The 16,677-nt window shown below is 65.6% G+C and carries 19 protein-coding genes; 11 read left to right on the top strand and 8 right to left on the bottom strand.

Going from position 1 to position 16,677, the window contains the following annotated elements; translation table 11 throughout:
• Window positions 1-45: 45 nt before the first annotated feature.
• The 5 genes from GA0061099_RS32345 to GA0061099_RS32325 form a co-directional block, all read right to left on the bottom strand.
• Complete coding sequence (locus GA0061099_RS32345) at window positions 46-1,164, bottom strand: branched-chain amino acid ABC transporter substrate-binding protein (RefSeq protein ID WP_036012868.1); 1,119 nt, start codon at window positions 1,162-1,164, stop codon at window positions 46-48.
• A 151-nt stretch (window positions 1,165-1,315) separates the two neighbouring features.
• Complete coding sequence (locus tag GA0061099_RS32340) at window positions 1,316-2,053, bottom strand: ABC transporter ATP-binding protein (RefSeq protein WP_025037253.1); 738 nt, start codon at window positions 2,051-2,053, stop codon at window positions 1,316-1,318.
• Complete coding sequence (locus tag GA0061099_RS32335; RefSeq protein WP_036027800.1) at window positions 2,050-2,883, bottom strand: ABC transporter ATP-binding protein; 834 nt, start codon at window positions 2,881-2,883, stop codon at window positions 2,050-2,052. Before GA0061099_RS32335 ends, GA0061099_RS32340 begins: the two co-directional genes overlap by 4 nt.
• Window positions 2,880-4,199, bottom strand: a complete 1,320-nt coding sequence (livM, locus tag GA0061099_RS32330) for a high-affinity branched-chain amino acid ABC transporter permease LivM (protein ID WP_036027799.1) — start codon at window positions 4,197-4,199, stop codon at window positions 2,880-2,882. Before livM ends, GA0061099_RS32335 begins: the two co-directional genes overlap by 4 nt.
• Window positions 4,200-4,211: 12 nt before the next feature.
• Window positions 4,212-5,129: an ABC transporter permease subunit gene (locus GA0061099_RS32325; protein WP_074448239.1), complete on the bottom strand. Its 918-nt coding sequence runs from the start codon at window positions 5,127-5,129 to the stop codon at window positions 4,212-4,214.
• 260 nt (window positions 5,130-5,389) lie between these two features.
• Between GA0061099_RS32325 and GA0061099_RS41500 the strand changes: the two genes are divergently transcribed.
• Window positions 5,390-5,551: a hypothetical protein gene (locus GA0061099_RS41500; RefSeq protein ID WP_167361691.1), complete on the top strand. Its 162-nt coding sequence runs from the start codon at window positions 5,390-5,392 to the stop codon at window positions 5,549-5,551.
• A gap of 300 nt (window positions 5,552-5,851) precedes the next feature.
• Window positions 5,852-6,391, top strand: coding sequence for a hypothetical protein (locus tag GA0061099_RS32320; protein WP_036012858.1), 540 nt, complete (start codon window positions 5,852-5,854; stop codon window positions 6,389-6,391).
• Here GA0061099_RS32320 and GA0061099_RS32315 read toward each other — a convergent pair.
• The 3 genes from GA0061099_RS32315 to GA0061099_RS32305 all read right to left on the bottom strand — a co-directional run bounded on the left by GA0061099_RS32315 (window position 6,353) and on the right by GA0061099_RS32305 (window position 9,009).
• On the bottom strand, window positions 6,353-6,745 hold the full coding sequence (locus GA0061099_RS32315; RefSeq protein ID WP_024340834.1) for a carboxymuconolactone decarboxylase family protein: 393 nt from the start codon (window positions 6,743-6,745) through the stop codon (window positions 6,353-6,355). The two genes, GA0061099_RS32320 and GA0061099_RS32315, sit on opposite strands and share 39 nt — an antisense overlap.
• A gap of 110 nt (window positions 6,746-6,855) precedes the next feature.
• The gene (gene pcaD, locus GA0061099_RS32310; protein WP_036012854.1) at window positions 6,856-7,638 is read right to left on the bottom strand and encodes a 3-oxoadipate enol-lactonase; all 783 of its coding nucleotides are present in this window, start codon (window positions 7,636-7,638) and stop codon (window positions 6,856-6,858) included.
• A gap of 15 nt (window positions 7,639-7,653) precedes the next feature.
• Window positions 7,654-9,009 carry a 3-carboxy-cis,cis-muconate cycloisomerase gene (locus tag GA0061099_RS32305; protein WP_074448238.1) on the bottom strand — a complete coding sequence of 452 codons (1,356 nt, stop codon included), beginning with the start codon at window positions 9,007-9,009 and terminating at the stop codon, window positions 7,654-7,656.
• A gap of 172 nt (window positions 9,010-9,181) precedes the next feature.
• Between GA0061099_RS32305 and GA0061099_RS32300 the strand changes: the two genes are divergently transcribed.
• The 9 genes from GA0061099_RS32300 (at window position 9,182) to GA0061099_RS32260 (ending at window position 16,647) form a co-directional block, all read left to right on the top strand.
• On the top strand, window positions 9,182-9,628 hold the full coding sequence (locus GA0061099_RS32300) for an SRPBCC family protein (protein WP_036012850.1): 447 nt from the start codon (window positions 9,182-9,184) through the stop codon (window positions 9,626-9,628).
• A 149-nt stretch (window positions 9,629-9,777) separates the two neighbouring features.
• The gene (locus GA0061099_RS32295) at window positions 9,778-10,263 is read left to right on the top strand and encodes a (2Fe-2S)-binding protein (RefSeq protein WP_014494194.1); all 486 of its coding nucleotides are present in this window, start codon (window positions 9,778-9,780) and stop codon (window positions 10,261-10,263) included.
• Window positions 10,264-10,290: 27 nt separating this feature from the next.
• Window positions 10,291-11,097, top strand: a complete 807-nt coding sequence (locus tag GA0061099_RS32290; RefSeq protein ID WP_036012847.1) for an FAD binding domain-containing protein — start codon at window positions 10,291-10,293, stop codon at window positions 11,095-11,097.
• Between the two features lie 62 nt (window positions 11,098-11,159).
• Window positions 11,160-12,083: an AAA family ATPase gene (locus tag GA0061099_RS32285; protein WP_036027789.1), complete on the top strand. Its 924-nt coding sequence runs from the start codon at window positions 11,160-11,162 to the stop codon at window positions 12,081-12,083.
• A 130-nt stretch (window positions 12,084-12,213) separates the two neighbouring features.
• A complete protein-coding gene (locus tag GA0061099_RS32280) occupies window positions 12,214-13,416 on the top strand; it encodes a vWA domain-containing protein (protein ID WP_036027787.1) in 1,203 nt (400 codons plus the stop codon).
• Window positions 13,417-13,426: 10 nt separating this feature from the next.
• On the top strand, window positions 13,427-13,750 hold the full coding sequence (locus GA0061099_RS32275) for an XdhC family protein (protein WP_025037240.1): 324 nt from the start codon (window positions 13,427-13,429) through the stop codon (window positions 13,748-13,750).
• 2 nt (window positions 13,751-13,752) lie between these two features.
• Complete coding sequence (locus GA0061099_RS32270; RefSeq protein ID WP_036012841.1) at window positions 13,753-14,454, top strand: XdhC family protein; 702 nt, start codon at window positions 13,753-13,755, stop codon at window positions 14,452-14,454.
• The gene (locus GA0061099_RS32265) at window positions 14,451-16,055 is read left to right on the top strand and encodes an NTP transferase domain-containing protein (RefSeq protein ID WP_036027785.1); all 1,605 of its coding nucleotides are present in this window, start codon (window positions 14,451-14,453) and stop codon (window positions 16,053-16,055) included. Before GA0061099_RS32270 ends, GA0061099_RS32265 begins: the two co-directional genes overlap by 4 nt.
• Window positions 16,056-16,257: 202 nt before the next feature.
• Window positions 16,258-16,647 carry a DUF4189 domain-containing protein gene (locus GA0061099_RS32260; RefSeq protein ID WP_036012830.1) on the top strand — a complete coding sequence of 130 codons (390 nt, stop codon included), beginning with the start codon at window positions 16,258-16,260 and terminating at the stop codon, window positions 16,645-16,647.
• Window positions 16,648-16,677 lie beyond the last annotated feature (30 nt).

The following is a 16,677-nucleotide window of genomic DNA, read 5'->3' as shown; positions in this document are numbered from 1 at the left end:
GCCTTCGGGCGATCGCTGATCGGGATCCCCGAAGAGCATTCTCGATCAAGAGCCCTTGGCGCCGAGCTCGGCGTAATTGCCCTTGGCGTCCCACTTGTAGACGACATAGTCGATCTGCTTGAGGTCGCCCTTGGCGTCAATTTCGATCGGGCCGAGCACCGTGTCCCACTTGCCGGCCTTGATGGTCTCCATGACCTTCTTGGCGTCGGTGGTGCCGGCCTTCTTGACCGCCTGCGTCCAGACCTGCAGCGCAGCGTAGGTATAGAGCGTATAGCCTTCCGGATCGATGCCCTTGGCCTTGAACGCCTCGACGATCTTCTTCGCGGTCGGCTTGTTGCGCGGGTCGGGACCGAAGGTGAACAGCGTGCCTTCGCCGGCGGGACCGGTGATGGAGGCGTACTCCTTGTCCGCGAGCGCGTCGCCCGACATCAGCACCGTCTTCATGCCCTGATCGCGCATCTGGCGGAGGATGAGGCCGGCTTCCTGATGGTAACCGCCGACATAGACGAGCTCGACATTGTCCTTCTTCAGGCGCGAGACGATCGCGTTGAAGTCCTTGTCGCCCTTGTTGTAGGATTCGTACATCTTCTCGGTGATGCCGGCCTTGTTGAGCGCCTTCTTGGTCTCGTCGGCAAGACCCTTGCCGTAAGTGGTCTTGTCGTTGAGGATCGCGATGTTCTTGCCCTTGTAGTTCTTGGCGATGTACTGCGCGGCGATCAGGCCCTGCTGGTCGTCGCGGCCGCAGACTCGCGCCACGTTCCACAGCTTGCGCTCGGTGAAGAGCGGGTTGGTCGAAGCCGGGGTGATTTGCAGGACGTTGCCGTCCGCATAGGCTTCAGAGGCCGGGATCGAAGACGACGAGCAGAAATGGCCGGCGACGAACGGGATCTTGGCGCCGGCGATCTTTTCCGCGATCGAGCGGGCCTGTTTCGGATCGCAGGCGTCGTCCTCGGCGTTGAGCGCGAGCTTCTTGCCGTTGACGCCACCGGCGGCGTTGATGTCGGCGACGGCCATCTCGGCGCCGTTCTTCATCTGGCGGCCGAAGGCGGACTCGCCGCCGGTCATCGGGCCTGCGACTGCGACGGTGACATCCTGCGCGAATGCCGCGCTCGATAGCGCGAGCGATGCGCCGAATGCCAGACCGATGAGCTTCAGTGATTTCATGAGATACCTCGCGGGTGGTCGCCTGTGGAAGTTGCCGGGCATGCCCGGTTCAAACCGGCGCCATTCTTGAATGAATTCGAGGAGAAGTCACCGGCAAAATACGGGCATACGCCAAGATATCTAGCCGCATTCTCGCGCAGGGCGGGGCCGGTCAGTGCCGGCCGCCTTCCAGATAAGCGGCGCGGATTTCGGGGCGCTGCAGCAATTCGGCGCCGCTGCCGGCCAGCGTGATCAGGCCGTTGACCATGACATAGCCGCGATGGGCCAGCTTGAGGGCGTGGTTGGCGTTCTGCTCGACGATCAGCACGGTCAGGCCGTCCTGCCGGTTCAGTGTGCGGATGGCGTCGAAAATCTGCCGCGCGATGAGCGGGGCGAGCCCCAGCGAGGGTTCATCGAGCAGGAGCAGGCGAGGGCGGCTCATCAAGGCGCGGCCGATGGCCAGCATCTGCTGCTCGCCGCCGGACAGGGTTCCGCCGCGCTGGGCGAAACGTTCCTTCAGGCGGGGAAACAGGGCGAACACGCGCTCGAGTGTGCTCTCCCGTTCCGCCGGCGTGCTCTCGGTGACGTCGGCCCCCATCTGGAGGTTCTCGGCGACGCTCATGCGCGGGAAGATGCGGCGGCCTTCGGGCGACTGCGCGATGCGCAAATGGGCGATCTCGTGGGTCGGGACGGCCGTGATGTCCTTGCCCTCGTACAGGATCTGCCCGGCGCGGGCGCGCGGCTTGCCGAAGATCGTCATCATCAGCGTCGACTTGCCGGCGCCGTTGGCGCCGATCAGCGCCACGATCTCGCCGGAATTGATGTCGACGTCGACGCCCTTCAGGGCCTCGATCTTGCCGTAGGCCGCGCGCAGGCCCCGGATCGCGAGCAGGGGGGATGCCGCCGTCACGATCCGCTCTCCATGACGGCCATGGCCTCTTCGTCGTCGGCGCCGAGATAGGCGGCGATCACCTTGGGATCGTCGCGCACCTCGCGCGGCGTGCCTTGTGCGATCTTCACCCCGTGATCCATCACCACGATGTGGTCGGAGATCTCCATCACCACCGACATGTCATGCTCGATCAGGAGGATCGACGTTCCCAGGTCGTTGCGGATCGAAAGCAGGAGCTCGTTCAACGCGGCGCTCTCTCGCGCGTTGAGGCCGGCAGCCGGTTCGTCGAGGCACAGCAGTGCGGGCTCGGTGCACATCGCGCGCGCGATCTCGAGGCGGCGCTGATCGCCATAGGCGAGATTGCCGGCCGCGTCGTCGGCGCGGTCCAGCAGGTTGACCCGCTTCAGCCAGTCGGAGGCGAGATCAATCGCGCGCTTTTCTGCGTCGCGATAGGCGGGCGCGCCGACAAGGCCGAGCAAGGTGAAGCCCGAGGCGCGCATCAGCATATTGTGCTGCGCCACCATCAGGTTTTCGAGCACGGTCATCCCGGGAAACAGGCGGATGTTCTGGAACGTGCGCGCGACCTTGGCCTGTTTGGCGATACGGAAGTCGTTGAGCCGCTGGAGCGCGATTTCCTTGCCGTCATCGTGGGTGAGGCGGATGGCGCCGCCGGTCGGCTTGTAGAAGCCGGTGATGCAGTTGAACACCGTGGTCTTGCCGGCGCCGTTCGGCCCGATCAGCGCGGTGATCTTCTTCCGCTCGGCGGCGAACGAGAGATCCTGCACGGCGACGATGCCGCCGAAGCGCATCGTCAGCCGGTCGACGCTGAGGATCTTGTTGCCGCTCATCCGTGTCCTTCCTTGACGAGGTCGGAGGAGATGGCCTGCGCCTTCTTCAGATAAACGGTCGGCGCGCGATGGCCGACCAGGCCGCGTGGCCGCCAGATCATGATCAGCACCATGGCCCAGCCGAACACCAGCATACGATAGGTCTCGAGGCCGCGGAACAGCTCGAAGCCGCCGATCATCGCCAGCGCGGCGAGCGCGACGCCCAGCTGCGAGCCCATGCCGCCGAGCACGACGATGGCGAGCACCAGCGCCGATTCCTGGAAGGTAAAGGATTCCGGGCTGATGAAGCCCTGGCGGGTGGCGAAGAACGCACCGGCGAAGCCGCCGAACATGGCGCCGGTCGCAAATGCCGTGAGCTTGGTCGTCGTGGTGTTGATGCCGAGCGCGCGGCAGGCGACCTCGTCCTCGCGCAAGGCTTCCCAGGCACGCCCGATCGGCAGCCGGCGCAGGCGGATCGTCACCCAATTGGTGAGCAGCGCCAGCGCCAGGATCAGATAGAACAGGAAGACGATACGGTGGGTCGGCGAAAACTCGATGCCGAGCTTGGCGGCCAGCCCATCGTCGCTCCTGTCGAGCGGAATGCCGAACAGGGTCGGACGCGGAATACCGGAAACGCCGTTCGGTCCGCCGGTCAGATCCTGCCAGTTGATCAGGACGAGGCGGATGATCTCGCCGAAGGCGAGCGTCACGATGGCGAGATAGTCGCCGCGCAGGCGCAGCACGGGAAAGCCGAGCAACACGCCCCAGAATGCGGCGAGGATGCCGGCGAGCGGCAGGCAGATCCAGAACGACCAGCCGAAATTGGTGGCGAGCAGCGCGTAGGAATAGGCGCCGACGGCATAGAATGCGACGTAGCCGAGATCGAGCAGGCCGGCGAGCCCGACCACGACGTTGAGGCCCCAGCCCAGCATCACATAGGTCAGCACGAGAATGGCGAGATCGAGGATATAGCGCTGGTCATAGAAGATCACGGGCACCAGCAGCGTGAAGATCAGCAGCGCGGGCGCAAGATAGCGGCCGACCAGCGACATGCCCTTCTGCACCGCTGGCGGCACCAGCTTCTCCGTGCCGGCCGGGCCGATCCATTGTCTGAGCAGCTCGATCACGATCGAGCCGCCGAACACGGCGGCGACGAGGTAAGCGAGCTCGCCGAAACGCGTCCAGTAGGTGAGCTGGCCGTCGGAGCCCGCCTCGGTGCGGACGCCGACCATCAGCGAAAACAGCACCAGCGCGATCACTGCGTTGATGACGGCGGTCTTGAGGAGAGCGGGGACGCTCGTTGCAGGTTTGGTCGTGTGGGTGGAGGGTGCTGTCACGCGGCCGGTCCGTCAGACTTTCTCGACTTCGGGACGGCCGAGCAGGCCGGTCGGCATGAAGATCAGCACGACGATCAGGATCGAGAACGCCGCAACGTCCTTGTACTCGACCGAGAAATAGGCCGACCAGAACGTCTCGATCAGGCCGATCGCAAGGCCGCCGAGCATGGCGCCGGGCAGCGAGCCGATGCCGCCGAGCACCGCGGCGGTGAAGGCCTTGATCCCGGCGACGAAGCCCATGAAGAAGTCGACCAGGCCGTAATAGAGCAGGTACATCAGACCCGCAACGGCGGCGAGCGCCGCGCCGATCACGAAGGTCATGGAGATGGTGCGGTCGACGTTGACGCCGAGCAGCGCTGCCATGGTCTGATCCTGCTCGCAGGCGCGCATGTCGCGCCCGAGCCGGGTGTTCGACACCAGCCAGGTGAAGATCGCCAGCACCACGATGGTGGTGATGACGACGATGATCTGGATGTTGGAAAGCTGGATGACGAAGCCGTCCGCGCTTTCATGCAGCGTATAGCCGCCGGTGATGACCGGCGGGATCGGCTTGACCCGGGCGCCTTGCGCCACTTGCGAATAATTCGTCAGCACGAAAGACATGCCGATGGCCGACAGCATCGGGGCGAGGCGGAAGGAATGGCGCAGCGGCCGGTAGGCGATGCGCTCGATGGTCCAGCCATAGAGCGCGGTGATCGCCATCGAGACCAGCAGCACCACGAGCAGGATCAGGGGAATGGCCGTGAGGCCGAGCGAGATCAGGATCAGGAAGGTGATGAGGGCGATGAAGCCGCCGATCATGAAGACGTCGCCATGGGCGAAGTTGATCATGCCGACGATGCCGTAGACCATCGTGTAGCCGATCGCGATCAGGCCGTAGATCGAGCCGAGCACGAGGCCGTTGATGAGCTGCTGGGCGAAATAATCCATAAGCTGCCGTACCCAAATGACGCGGCTCAAAGGGAGCTCTTGCAGAGAGTTCTTGGGCCCCGGCAGCCCTTGAGCATTTGGGTTTTGTAACAGGAGGGAACTGGCGGCTGCAACTGGCCCGGTCTCCACCTTAAGGCTTGTACAGAGATCATTTCGGCGCCGGGTTCCCTGGGTCCTGCGAGGAACCCGGTTCCCGAGGCAACCAAAGTGGATGCCGGCCGTTGTCTCCCCTCTGACGTCCAACAAGGGAGTTTCCCCGAATGACGAAGCAGCAGAACCAGAATCCGGGTCAGCAGAGTCAGAATCCCGGCCAGCGCAACCCGCAGCAGGGTGGTGGCCAGAAACCCGGACAGCAGCAGCAGGACCCGCGCCAGGGCGATCGCCCGGGCCAGCAGCAGGGCGGCCAGCGCGACCAGGAATAGCGAGTTTGGGAGCCCAGGAGTGAGGAGAGGCCCCGCCGGAAGGCGGGGCCTTTTTTCTTGGGGCAATCGTTTGCCCGTCATTCCGGGATGGTGCGTCAGCAGCAGGCCCGGAATCTCGAGATTCTCAGGTGCGCAATTGCGCACCATAGTTCGGCTCCTGCGAGCCGCCCCGGAATGACGAAAGCGGCGGGCAGTTAAGGTAAACAAAGGGTTTAAATTGCCGCCACAGTCTGATGCGAGTTAGCTCCGGCATGGCCGCCGCCTTCCATCGAAGGCTCGGCAAACCAGGCGGGAAGCGGCATGTTCAGGAATTGGCGGATCGGCTCGGTCAACGGCGCGCTGCTGGCGGCCTATTTCATTCCCGTCTGGAGCCTCATAGCCTTCAGCATCATTGTCGCGCCCGTGCGCGGCCTCTACGAGCGGCCGAGCGTCGCGGTGGCGCTGTATCTGAGCGACCATCTGCAGATGGCGGGCATGGACACGGTGCGTGCCGCCTGGCTGCTGGCGCTCGGACGGCTGACCGTGGTGGCGTTCTTCGCGATCTACCTCGTGCTGCTCTGCATTCCCCGCACCCGTAAGGGCGGCGGCAGTGACGAGGCGCTCGGGATTGCGCTGGCGATCGGCAGCCTGATCTCCTTTGCCAGCATGGTGATGGCCTCGAAGGTCGGCGAGATGGCCGCGCTTCGGCTCCACGCCACCGAGCTCCTGATGCTGCTCGGTGCCGCCGTCGTGCTCGTGATCGAGAAGCCGGAGGCAGCGTCGAAGGCGGCCGAGGTCGCCGCACCGCCGAATCTTCAGCCTCTAGGTCTTGAGCAGGCCGAGCTCCTGCACAATCGCTGAGGCTTCCTTGACGGCGTGGTTCGCCGCCGGCACGCCGCAATAGATCGCCTGCTGCAGCAGGATCTCCTTGATGTCGTCGGGCGTGAAGCCGCCCTCGGCCAGCGCCGCACGCACGTGCAGGCGGAATTCGTCCCATTGCCCGAGCGCGACCATGGTGCCGATCACCAGCACGCGCCGCGTGCGCTCGTCGAAATGCGGCCGCGTCCAGATCTCGCCCCAGGCGTAGCGGGTGATCAGGTCCTGGAAGTCGGTGTTGAAGGCATTGCGGTTCGCGATCGACTTGTCGACCCAGGCATTGCCCAGCACCTTGCGGCGCACATTCATGCCGGCATCGCGGCGCTTCTGGTCGTCCATTCTGTTCCTCCTCTTTCGTCATTGCGAGCGCAGCGAAGCAATCCAGAAATGTGTCCGCGGAGACGGACTGGATTGCTTCGTCGCTACGCTCCTCGCAATGACGGTTGTTGCTAGCGCTGCGTCAGGAACCCCACCACCGCATCCGTGAACGCATGCGGCTGCTCGACGTTCGAAATGTGCGCGGCGTCGATGATCGTCATGCTGGCGCCGGGAATGCTGGAGCGGATCAATTCGGCCGCCGAGATCGGCGTCGCCACGTCGTGGCGGCCGGCGATCACGAGCGTCGGGCTCTTGATTTTCGGCAGCAGCGCGCGCTGGTCGAGCGTCGACAGCGCCTCGCAGCAGGCGAGATAGCCCTCGACAGGCGAGGCGAGCAGCATCGACTTCATCTTCGCGGTGATCGCAGGCTCGCGCTCGCGGAAATCCTGGGTGAGCCAGCCCGCGATCACGGTATCGGCGACGGCGGCGATGCCGCCCTCCTTTACCGCCTTGATGCGGTTGTGCCAGTTAGTTGGATCGGGGTAGTAGCAGGACGTGTTGGCGAGGATCAGCTTGCCGAACCGTTCGGGCGCATTGGCGCCGAGCCATTGCCCGACCATGCCGCCCATCGACAGGCCGCACCAATGCACCTTCTCGATGTTGAGATCGTCGAGGATCGCGAGCACGTCGCGGCCGAACCGCTCCATCGTGTAGGGGCCAGGCGGGACGTTCGACTTGCCGTGGCCGCGGCGATCGTAGCGGATGACACGGAACACCTGCGTCAGCGCCTTCATCTGCGGCTCCCACATCTGCAGCGTGCAGCCGAGCGAGTTCGACAGCATCAAGGTCGGCCCGCCGTCGCGGCCCTCGACGGAGACGTTGAGCAGGCATCCGTCGGCATCGATCATGGGCATGCGGCGTCTCCGTTCTTAATCTTGATCGAGATTGTCGAGCAGCCGGTCGATCAGCGCCTGTGACGCGCCTTGATAGGCCATCGGCTCGAACAATGCCGCAATTTTTTCCGGCGAAAGGTGCGCGATGACTTGCGAATCGGCCGACAGCACCTCGCGCAGATGCTTCTTCTCGGCGACGGCACGCTTGCTCGCGGCCTCGACGAGATGATGCGCGTTGCTCTTGCCGATGGCTTCGGCGAGCGCGAAGGTGACGGCCTCGGCCATGATCAAGCCATGCGTCGCATCGAGATTGCTGCGCATGCGCGCCGCATCGACCTCGAGACCCTCGGCGATGTCGACGACGGCCGCCAACGCGCCTGATGTGACCAGCATCAATTGCGGCAGCGTCGGCCATTCCGCGTGCCAGGGACCGGCACTGCGTTCGTGGTCCTGCACCTGGGCGGCGAAGATCGTCGCGGCGAGCTGCGGGGCCATGGTGGCAGAGCCCAGCGCGCTTGCGGCGGCGACCGGGTTGCGCTTGTGCGGCATGGTCGAGGAGCCGCCGCGGCCTTCGCCGGCGAGCTCGAACGCTTCGGCGACGTCGGTCTGCATCAGCAGCGAGACGTCGCGCGCGATCTTGCCGCAGCTGCCGGCGAGAATGGCGAAGCAGGATGCGGCCTCGGCGATGCGGTCGCGATGGGTATGCCAGGGCGCCTCGGGCAGCGGCAGGTCGAGCTCCTGCGCCAGCCGTTCGGCCACCGCGAGCCCCTTGTCGCCGAGCGCAGCGAGCGTGCCGGCGGCGCCGCCGAATTGCAGCGCGAGGCCCTCGCGGGAGAGCCGCCGCAGGCGGCAGCGGGCGCGGGCAAGGCTCGAGGCGTATTCGGCGGCCTTCAGCCCGAACGGCAACGGCAGCGCATGCTGGAGCCAGGTCCGCGCCACCATCGCGGTGTTGCGATGGCTGCGCGCCAGCGCGGCAAAGCCCTTGATGGCACGGCTGAGGTCGGCATCCAGCGCCGCGATGCCGGCGCGAAGCATCAGCATGGTCGCGGTGTCGATGACGTCCTGGCTGGTCGCGCCCCAATGCACGTAGCGCGCGGCCTCCGCGTCATTCTTGCCGACATCGGCGGTCAGCATCTTGACCAGGGGAATCGCGAGATTGCCCGACCGCGTCGCGGCCTCGGCCAGTGCGGCCATGTCGAAGCCATCGGCCTTGCACGCCGCCTCGATTGGTCCGATGGCGGATGCGGGAATCACCGCACTGGCCGCCTCGGCCCGTGCCAAGGCTGCCTCGAAATCGAGCATGTTCTGCAAGGTCGACCGATCGTCGCAGACCACGCGCATGGCGGCGCTCGACAGCATCGGTGCGAGCAGGGGGGAGAGGGATGTGCTCATGTTGCGCGCGACCTAATCATCATGGCCCGGCCGTGCCAATCCCCCACCGCCCGCACACGTCATTTTGCAGTTGCGAATATGCATTGCACGTGACCGGGCGCCGGCCTTTTCTTTGCCGCGCCGCTGCGTTACTTGATCAGCACTATAGTTACGCGATCCGGGAGGCACCCTCATGGCCATGACGATGAACGGCGAAGTCCAGCTTGCAGCGCCGCGCGAGGCCGTGTGGGCCAAGCTCAACGATCCCGAGGTGCTGAAGGCCTGCATCCCCGGCTGCGAGGAGCTGGAGAAGACCGACGACGGCGGCTTCCGCGCGACGGCGAAGATGAAGGTCGGCCCGGTGTCGGCGCGCTTCAAGGGCAAGGTCACGCTGTCCGATCTCGACCCGCCGAACGGCTACAAGATCTCCGGTGAGGGCGAAGGCGGGGTGGCCGGATTCGCCAAGGGCGGTGCGGCCGTCAAGCTCGCCGAGAAGGACGGCGGCACGCTGCTCTCCTACGACGTCGAGGCGCAGATCGGCGGCAAGTTGGCGCAGCTCGGCCAGCGCCTCATCAACGGCGCCGCCAAGAAGCTTGCCGATGAGTTTTTCGCGAACTTCGCCAAGGCCGTACAGGGCTGAAGGTCCAATACCTTTAGGGTAGCGCCTTCGGCATGGCGCCTTGCGCCCGGGGCGATGTTGCCCCGGGGCATAATGGCCCATATGATGGGTTGGAATAATTATAAGAACCGCTTCGACGGGACCCGTCGGGGTGCTGACAGAGAGTGCTTATGGCAAAAATCTCCCTCATCGTGAACGGCAATCCAGTCACCGCCAATGTCGATCCCCGCACGCTCCTGGTGCAATTCCTGCGCGAGAATCTGCGGCTGACCGGCACCCATGTCGGCTGCGACACCTCGCAGTGCGGCGCCTGCGTCGTGCATCTCGACGGCAAGGCCGTGAAGTCCTGCACCACGCTTGCGGTGATGGCCGATGGCCACGAGGTCAAGACGATCGAGGGGCTGGCTGCGGACGGCGCGCCGCTGCATCCGATGCAGGAGGCCTTCCGCGAGCACCATGGCCTGCAGTGCGGCTTCTGCACGCCCGGCATGATCATGACTGCGATCGACATCGTGCACCGCAAGGGCCACGAGCTCGACGACCACACCATTCGCGAGGAGCTCGAAGGCAATCTCTGCCGCTGCACGGGCTACCAGAACATCGTCGCCTCGATCTCCGCCGGCGCGAAGGCGATGGCCAAATCCGACCTCGCGTAACGCGCCTCCCGCGATCAGGACATACAGATGTACGAATTCAAATATCATCGCCCTGGGACCGTTCGCCAGGCGGCCAACCTCCTGGTGAAGAACGAGGACGCCAAGGTGATCGCCGGCGGCCACACGCTGATTCCCGTCATGAAGCAGCGCCTCGCCAGTCCCCCGCATCTGGTCGACCTCTCCCACATCGAGGGGCTCAATGCGATCGAGATGAAGGGCCGCTCGCTCGTGATCGGCGCCACCGCCAAGCATGCCGAGGTCGCGACCTCCGCCATCGTCGGTGAAGCCATTCCGGCGCTGGCGAACCTTGCCGGCGGCATTGGCGATCCCGCCGTGCGTCACAAGGGCACGATCGGCGGCTCGCTCGCCAACAACGATCCGACTGCCGATTATCCGGCCGCGGTGCTTGCGCTCGGGGCCACCATCGTCACCAACAAGCGCCGCCTCAAGGCGGAAGAGTTCTTCCAGGGCCTGTTCACGACCGCGCTCGAAGCGGATGAGATCATCACCAAGGTGATGTTCCCGCTGCCGAAGAAGGCCGCCTATGTCAAGTTCCGCAACCAGGCCTCGCGCTATGCGCTTGTCGGGGTGTTCGTGGCGCGGCGTCCTTCGGACGTGCGCGTTGCCGTCACCGGTGCGGGCTCCGAAGGCGTGTTCCGCGTCACCGCATTCGAGGAAGCCTTGAAGAAGCGCTTCGCCTCGAAGGCGCTGGAGGGCATCGCGGTACCGGCCGAAGGCCTCAACAGCGACATCCACGGCAGCGCCGAATACCGCGCGCATCTCATCGGCGTGCTGACGCGGCGCGCCGTCGATGCCGCCAATGCCAAGGAATGAGCTGACCTCATTCCTCGGTCCAGACCTGTCCCCGGTGAGGGCGAAGCGAGACTGGCTTTTTCATGACTTCAGCGGCTACTTCTTCCGGTGCTTTGCCGGCATCGGTCGATGCGATGCTCGAACTCCTGACGTCGCGCGGCTATCTCGCTGAGCGCTCGCTGGCGACGGTGACGTATCTGTCGCTGCGTATGGGCCGACCGCTGTTCCTGGAAGGTGAGGCCGGCGTCGGCAAGACCGAGATCGCTAAGGTGCTCTCGGCGGCGCTGGGGCGGAAGCTGATCCGCCTGCAGTGCTATGAAGGCCTCGACGTTTCCTCCGCGGTGTATGAGTGGAACAGCGCGTCGCAGATGATCGCGATCCGGATGGCGGAAGCCGCGGGCGACACTGATCGCGATCAGCTTTCGAGCGATATCTTCGCCGACCGCTACATGATCAAGCGGCCGCTGCTCCAGGCGCTGGAGCCTGATGTCGCCGGTCCGCCGGTGCTGCTGATCGACGAACTCGACCGTGCCGACGAGGCGTTCGAAGCCTACCTGCTCGAGATCCTCAGTGACTTCCAGGTGACCATCCCCGAATTCGGCACCGTGAAGGCGCCGCACCCGCCGATCGTCATCATCACCTCCAACCGTACCCGCGAGATCCACGACGCGCTGAAGCGGCGCTGCCTCTATCACTGGGTCGACTATCCCGCTGCCGAGCGCGAGCTCGCGATCGTCAAGACACGTGTGCCCGGCATCTCCGCCAAGCTGTCGCAGCAGGTCGTGCGCTTCGTGCAGGCACTGCGCAACCAGGACTTCTACAAGTCGCCGGGCGTTGCCGAGACCATCGACTGGGCCACCGCGCTGTCGGAGCTCGATGCCCGCTCACTGACCCCGCAAGTGGTCGGCGACACGCTGGGCGCGCTGCTCAAGTACCAGGACGACATCACCCGCATGCAGGGCGACACGCTGCAGAAGGTGCTGAAGGACGCGACGAGCGAGAATTGATCTCGCGCGTCATTCCGGGGCGCGCGTTAGCGCGAACCCGGAATCCATCGGCCGCAGAGTTGGTGGATGAATGGATTCCGGGCTCGATGCTGCGCATCGCCCCGGAATGACGACCGAGGGTGCTGAACCAATGGCCATCAACCACCTTGCTCCCGAAAAGACCGAGCAATTCGCCGACAACATCGTGGGCTTCGCACGCGCGCTGCGTGCGGCCGGCCTGCCGGTCGGGCCGGGCGCTGTCATCGATGCCATGAGCGCGCTGCAGGTGATCGACATCGGCAGCCGATCCGACGTCTTCACCACGCTGGAGGCGATCTTCGTCAAGCGCCATGAGCATGCGCTGATCTTCAAGCAGGCTTTCAACCTGTTCTTCCGCGCCTCGGAAGAATGGAAGCACATGCTGGATTCGGTGCCGCTGCCGGACGAGGCCAAGAAGAAGCCCCAGGCCGGCGCCCGCCGCGTCCAGGAGGCGATGGCGCAGCCTCGCATGACCGAGACTCCGCAGCACCAGGAGCAGGATCTGCGCCTGTCGGTCTCCGACAAGGAGATCCTGCAGAAGAAGGATTTTGCGCAGATGAGCGCGGCGGAGATCGCCGAGGCGCTCCGTGCCATCGAGCGGATGAGGTTGCCGCAGGCCGAGCTCTTGACGCGCCGGCGCCGGCCCGATGCGCGCGGCCTGCGCCTCGACCTCCGCCGCACGCTGCGCGCCTCCTTGCGCACCGGCGGCGACATCATCGACATCCATCGCCTCGGGCGCATCGAGAAGCCGGCGCCGATCGTGGCGCTGCTCGACATCTCGGGCTCGATGAGCGAATACACCCGCCTGTTCCTGCATTTCCTGCATGCCATCACGGATGCCCGCAAGCGCGTCTCGGTGTTCCTGTTCGGCACGCGCCTCACCAATGTCAGCCGCGCGCTGCGCCAGCGCGACCCGGACGAGGCGCTGGCGAGCTGCTCGGCCTCGGTCGAGGACTGGGCCGGCGGCACCCGTATCTCGGCCTCGCTGCACAACTTCAACAAATTGTGGGCGCGCCGGGTGCTGAGCCAGGGCGCCATCGTGCTCCTGATCTCCGACGGGCTGGAGCGGGAGGCCGATTCCAAGCTCGCCTTCGAGATGGACCGGCTGCACCGGTCCTGCCGGCGGCTGATCTGGCTGAACCCGCTGCTGCGGTTTGGCGGCTTCGAGGCCAAGGCGCAGGGCATCAAAATGATGCTCCCCCACGTTGACGAATTCCGCCCGGTACATAATTTGAGTTCGATCCAGGAGCTGATCACGACGCTCTCCCAGCCGCTGCCGCCGCATCACCGCAGCCTGATCCGCTCCGCAGCTTGAGAGGCCAGCCATGCTCGATCGCGACGAGGACATCCTGAAGGCGGCGGAGGACTGGCAGAAGGCCGGCCGTGGCGTTGCGCTCGCGACGGTTGTCGAAACCTGGGGCTCGGCGCCGCGCCCGGCGGGCTCCAGCCTCGTCATCAACGACGAAGGCACGTTCCTGGGGTCCGTCTCCGGCGGCTGCGTCGAGGGCGCAGTGGTTACGGAGGCCATGGATGTGATCCAGAGCGGCAAGCCGAAGATGCTGGAATTTGGCGTCGCCGACGAGACCGCCTGGAACGTGGGGCTGTCCTGCGGCGGCACCATCCGCGTCTTCGTCGAGAAGGTCGGCTAGCCGTGAAGCTCCAGATCCTGCACGAACTCAATGCCGAGCGCGCCGCGCGCCGGCCGGTCATTCTGGTGACGGACACCGAGAGCGGCGAGCAGCGGCTGGTGAAGGCGAAGGATTTCGCCGGGGATCCGCTGCGCTCCGAGCTGGAGAAGCAGCTTCGCATGGGCAAGAGCGCCAGCGTCGAGGCCGGCGGCAAGAAGCTGTTTCTCAACGTCTACGCCCCGACGGCAAAGCTCGTCATCATCGGCGCGGTCCATATCAGCCAGGCGCTCGCGCCGCTGGCGCGCTCGCTCGGCTATGACGTCACCGTGGTCGATCCGCGCACGGCCTTTGCAAGCCCCGAGCGCTTCCCCGACATTCCGCTGATCGCCGAATGGCCCGATACTGCGCTGCCGCCGCTCAATGTCGATGCCTACACCGCGTTCGTGGCGGTGACGCACGATCCCAAGATCGACGACCCCGCGCTGCTGCACGCCTTCGAGCGCAACTGCTTCTATATCGGCGCGCTCGGCTCGCGAAAGACGCATGCCAAGCGTGGCGACCGGTTGCGGGCGCAGGGCGCCAAGGAAAGCGACATCGCGCGCATCCACGCGCCCATCGGGCTAGCGATCGGCGCGGTCTCGCCGTCCGAGATCGCGGTGGCGATCATGGCCGAGATCACGGCCGTGCTTCGGCTGCCTCCCAAGGAAAAAGAAGAAGCGGCATGAAGTTCGGCCCGGCGAGCCCCAGGGATGCAATTGGCGGGGTGACCGTCCACACCCTGCGCCAGGGATCGCTGGTGCTGAAGAAGGGCACGACGATCGGACCTGCCGAGGTCGAGGCGCTGGAGCGCGCCGGCATCAAGGACATCGTCGTGGTGCGCATGGAGGCGGGCGACGTCTCCGAGGACGTTGCCGCCGCCAGCATCGCGCTCGCCATCGGCGGCGAGGGCATCCATGTCGAGCGCGCTTTCACCGGCCGTGCCAATCTGTTCGCCGCGCGAGCGGGCGTGCTGGTGATCGATCGCGCCGCGGTCGACCGCATCAACAACATCGACGAAGCCATCACCTTTGCCACGCTCGCCGCCTACAAGCCGGTGGTCGAGGGCGAGATGGTCGGAACCGTCAAGATCATCCCGTTCGGCGTCGAGGCGAGTTTGCGCGATGCCGCGGTGAAGGCGGCGGGCAAGGACGTGCTGAAGGTCGCGCCTTACGTGATCAAGCGCGTCGGCGTGGTCTCGACGCTGCTGCCGGGCCTGTCCACCAAGGTGATCGACAAGACCCTGCGCGTCACTGCCGAACGGCTGGCGCCAGCCGGCGCCAGCATCATCGCCGAGCGCCGGGTCCCGCACGAGGAGCAGGCGCTGTCGGCTGCGATCAAGGAATTGCTCGGCCTGGGCGCCGAGCTCGTGATCGTGTTCGGTGCATCCGCGATCGCTGACCGCCGCGACGTGATTCCGGCGGCCGTCACCGGAATCGGCGGCGAGATCGAGCATTTCGGCATGCCGGTCGACCCCGGAAATCTCCTGCTGATCGCCCGCGCCGGCGAGGTGCCGGTGCTGGGCGCGCCGGGCTGCGCGCGCTCGCCGGTCGAGAACGGTTTTGACTGGGTCGTAATGCGGCTTCTCGCCGGCATCAAGGTGACCCGCTCCGAGCTGATGGGCATGGGCGTCGGCGGCCTCTTGATGGAGATCGTGACGCGGCCGCAGCCGCGCGCCAAGCCGGAGACCGAGGGCAACCGCCAGGTCGCGGCCATCGTGCTCGCGGCGGGACGCTCGACCCGGATGGGCGGGCCGAACAAGCTGCTCGCCGAGCTCGACGGCAAGAAGCTGGTGCGCCTCGCGACCGAGCAGGCGCTGGCCTCTAGGGCATCCGAGGTGATCGTCGTCACCGGCCATCAGGCCGAGCTCGTCGAGCAGGCGCTACAAGGCCTGAAGGTGACATTCGTCCGCAATCCGGACTTCGCCGGCGGCATCGCCAGTTCGGTGAAGGCCGGCATCGCCGCCGTTCCCGAGACCTGCGATGGCGCCGTCGTGTGTCTCGGCGACATGCCGCTGATCGACGCCGGCCTGATCGACAGGCTGATCGACAGTTTCGCGCCCGACCGCGGCAATCTCATCGTCGTTCCCGTCAGCGAGGGCCGCCGCGGCAACCCGGTGCTGTGGTCGCGCCGCTTCTTCAAGGAGTTGATGACGCTCGACGGCGACATCGGCGCGCGGCATCTGATCGCCAAGCACACCGAGGCGGTCGCCGAAGTGCCCGTCGACGGCGAGAGCGCCTTCCTCGACATCGACACGCCGCAGGCGCTGGAGGCGGCACGGCGGGGCTGAAGGTGCGTAGGGCGGATTAGCCGAAGGCGTAATCCGCCGCTGTGTTTCTCCGCGGAAACAAAAGAGGCGGATTACGCTTCGCTAATCCGCCCTACGGGACTACGGCATCCTCCAAGCCTGCCGATTTCAACCACCCGTTCACCATCTGGAAACGACCGCCGCTTAGACTCGCCTCCACCTGCCTTGGGGGGAGGGGTTTTCCATGGCTTCGAACATCGTCGCGCGCCGTTGCGCGATGTTTTTCCTTGCGCTGTCCGTCTTTGCATCCGGCGCGCGCCATACGACAGAAGCCGAGGCCGCCGGCGCCATCGCGGTCGGCAAATGCGGCGCTTATGGCCAGGCCTATGATTATGGCCACGAGCACGAGGCCCGCGCCGCCGCGCAGAAGCAGTGCAAGGGCGATTGCACCACCGTGACGATGAAGCGCGCCTGTGCCGCGATGTCGGTCGATATGACAAATCCCTGCGGCGCCTACGGCTATGCCGTCAAGCCGAACATTTCCGCCTCGCTCAACGCCGCCACGCGTGAATGCTACAAATACGGCGGCAAGGAATGCGTGATCCGCGCCTGGGCCTGTGACGCCAAGGGGTGATTTTCTCTTGCTGTCGTGATCGGGCGTTGC

Origin of the sequence: Bradyrhizobium yuanmingense (assembly GCF_900094575.1) — a bacterium.
Lineage (GTDB): Bacteria > Pseudomonadota > Alphaproteobacteria > Rhizobiales > Xanthobacteraceae > Bradyrhizobium > Bradyrhizobium yuanmingense.
The sequence above is the reverse complement of the archived record's forward strand: the minus strand, read 5'-3'. Positions and strand labels throughout refer to the sequence as shown.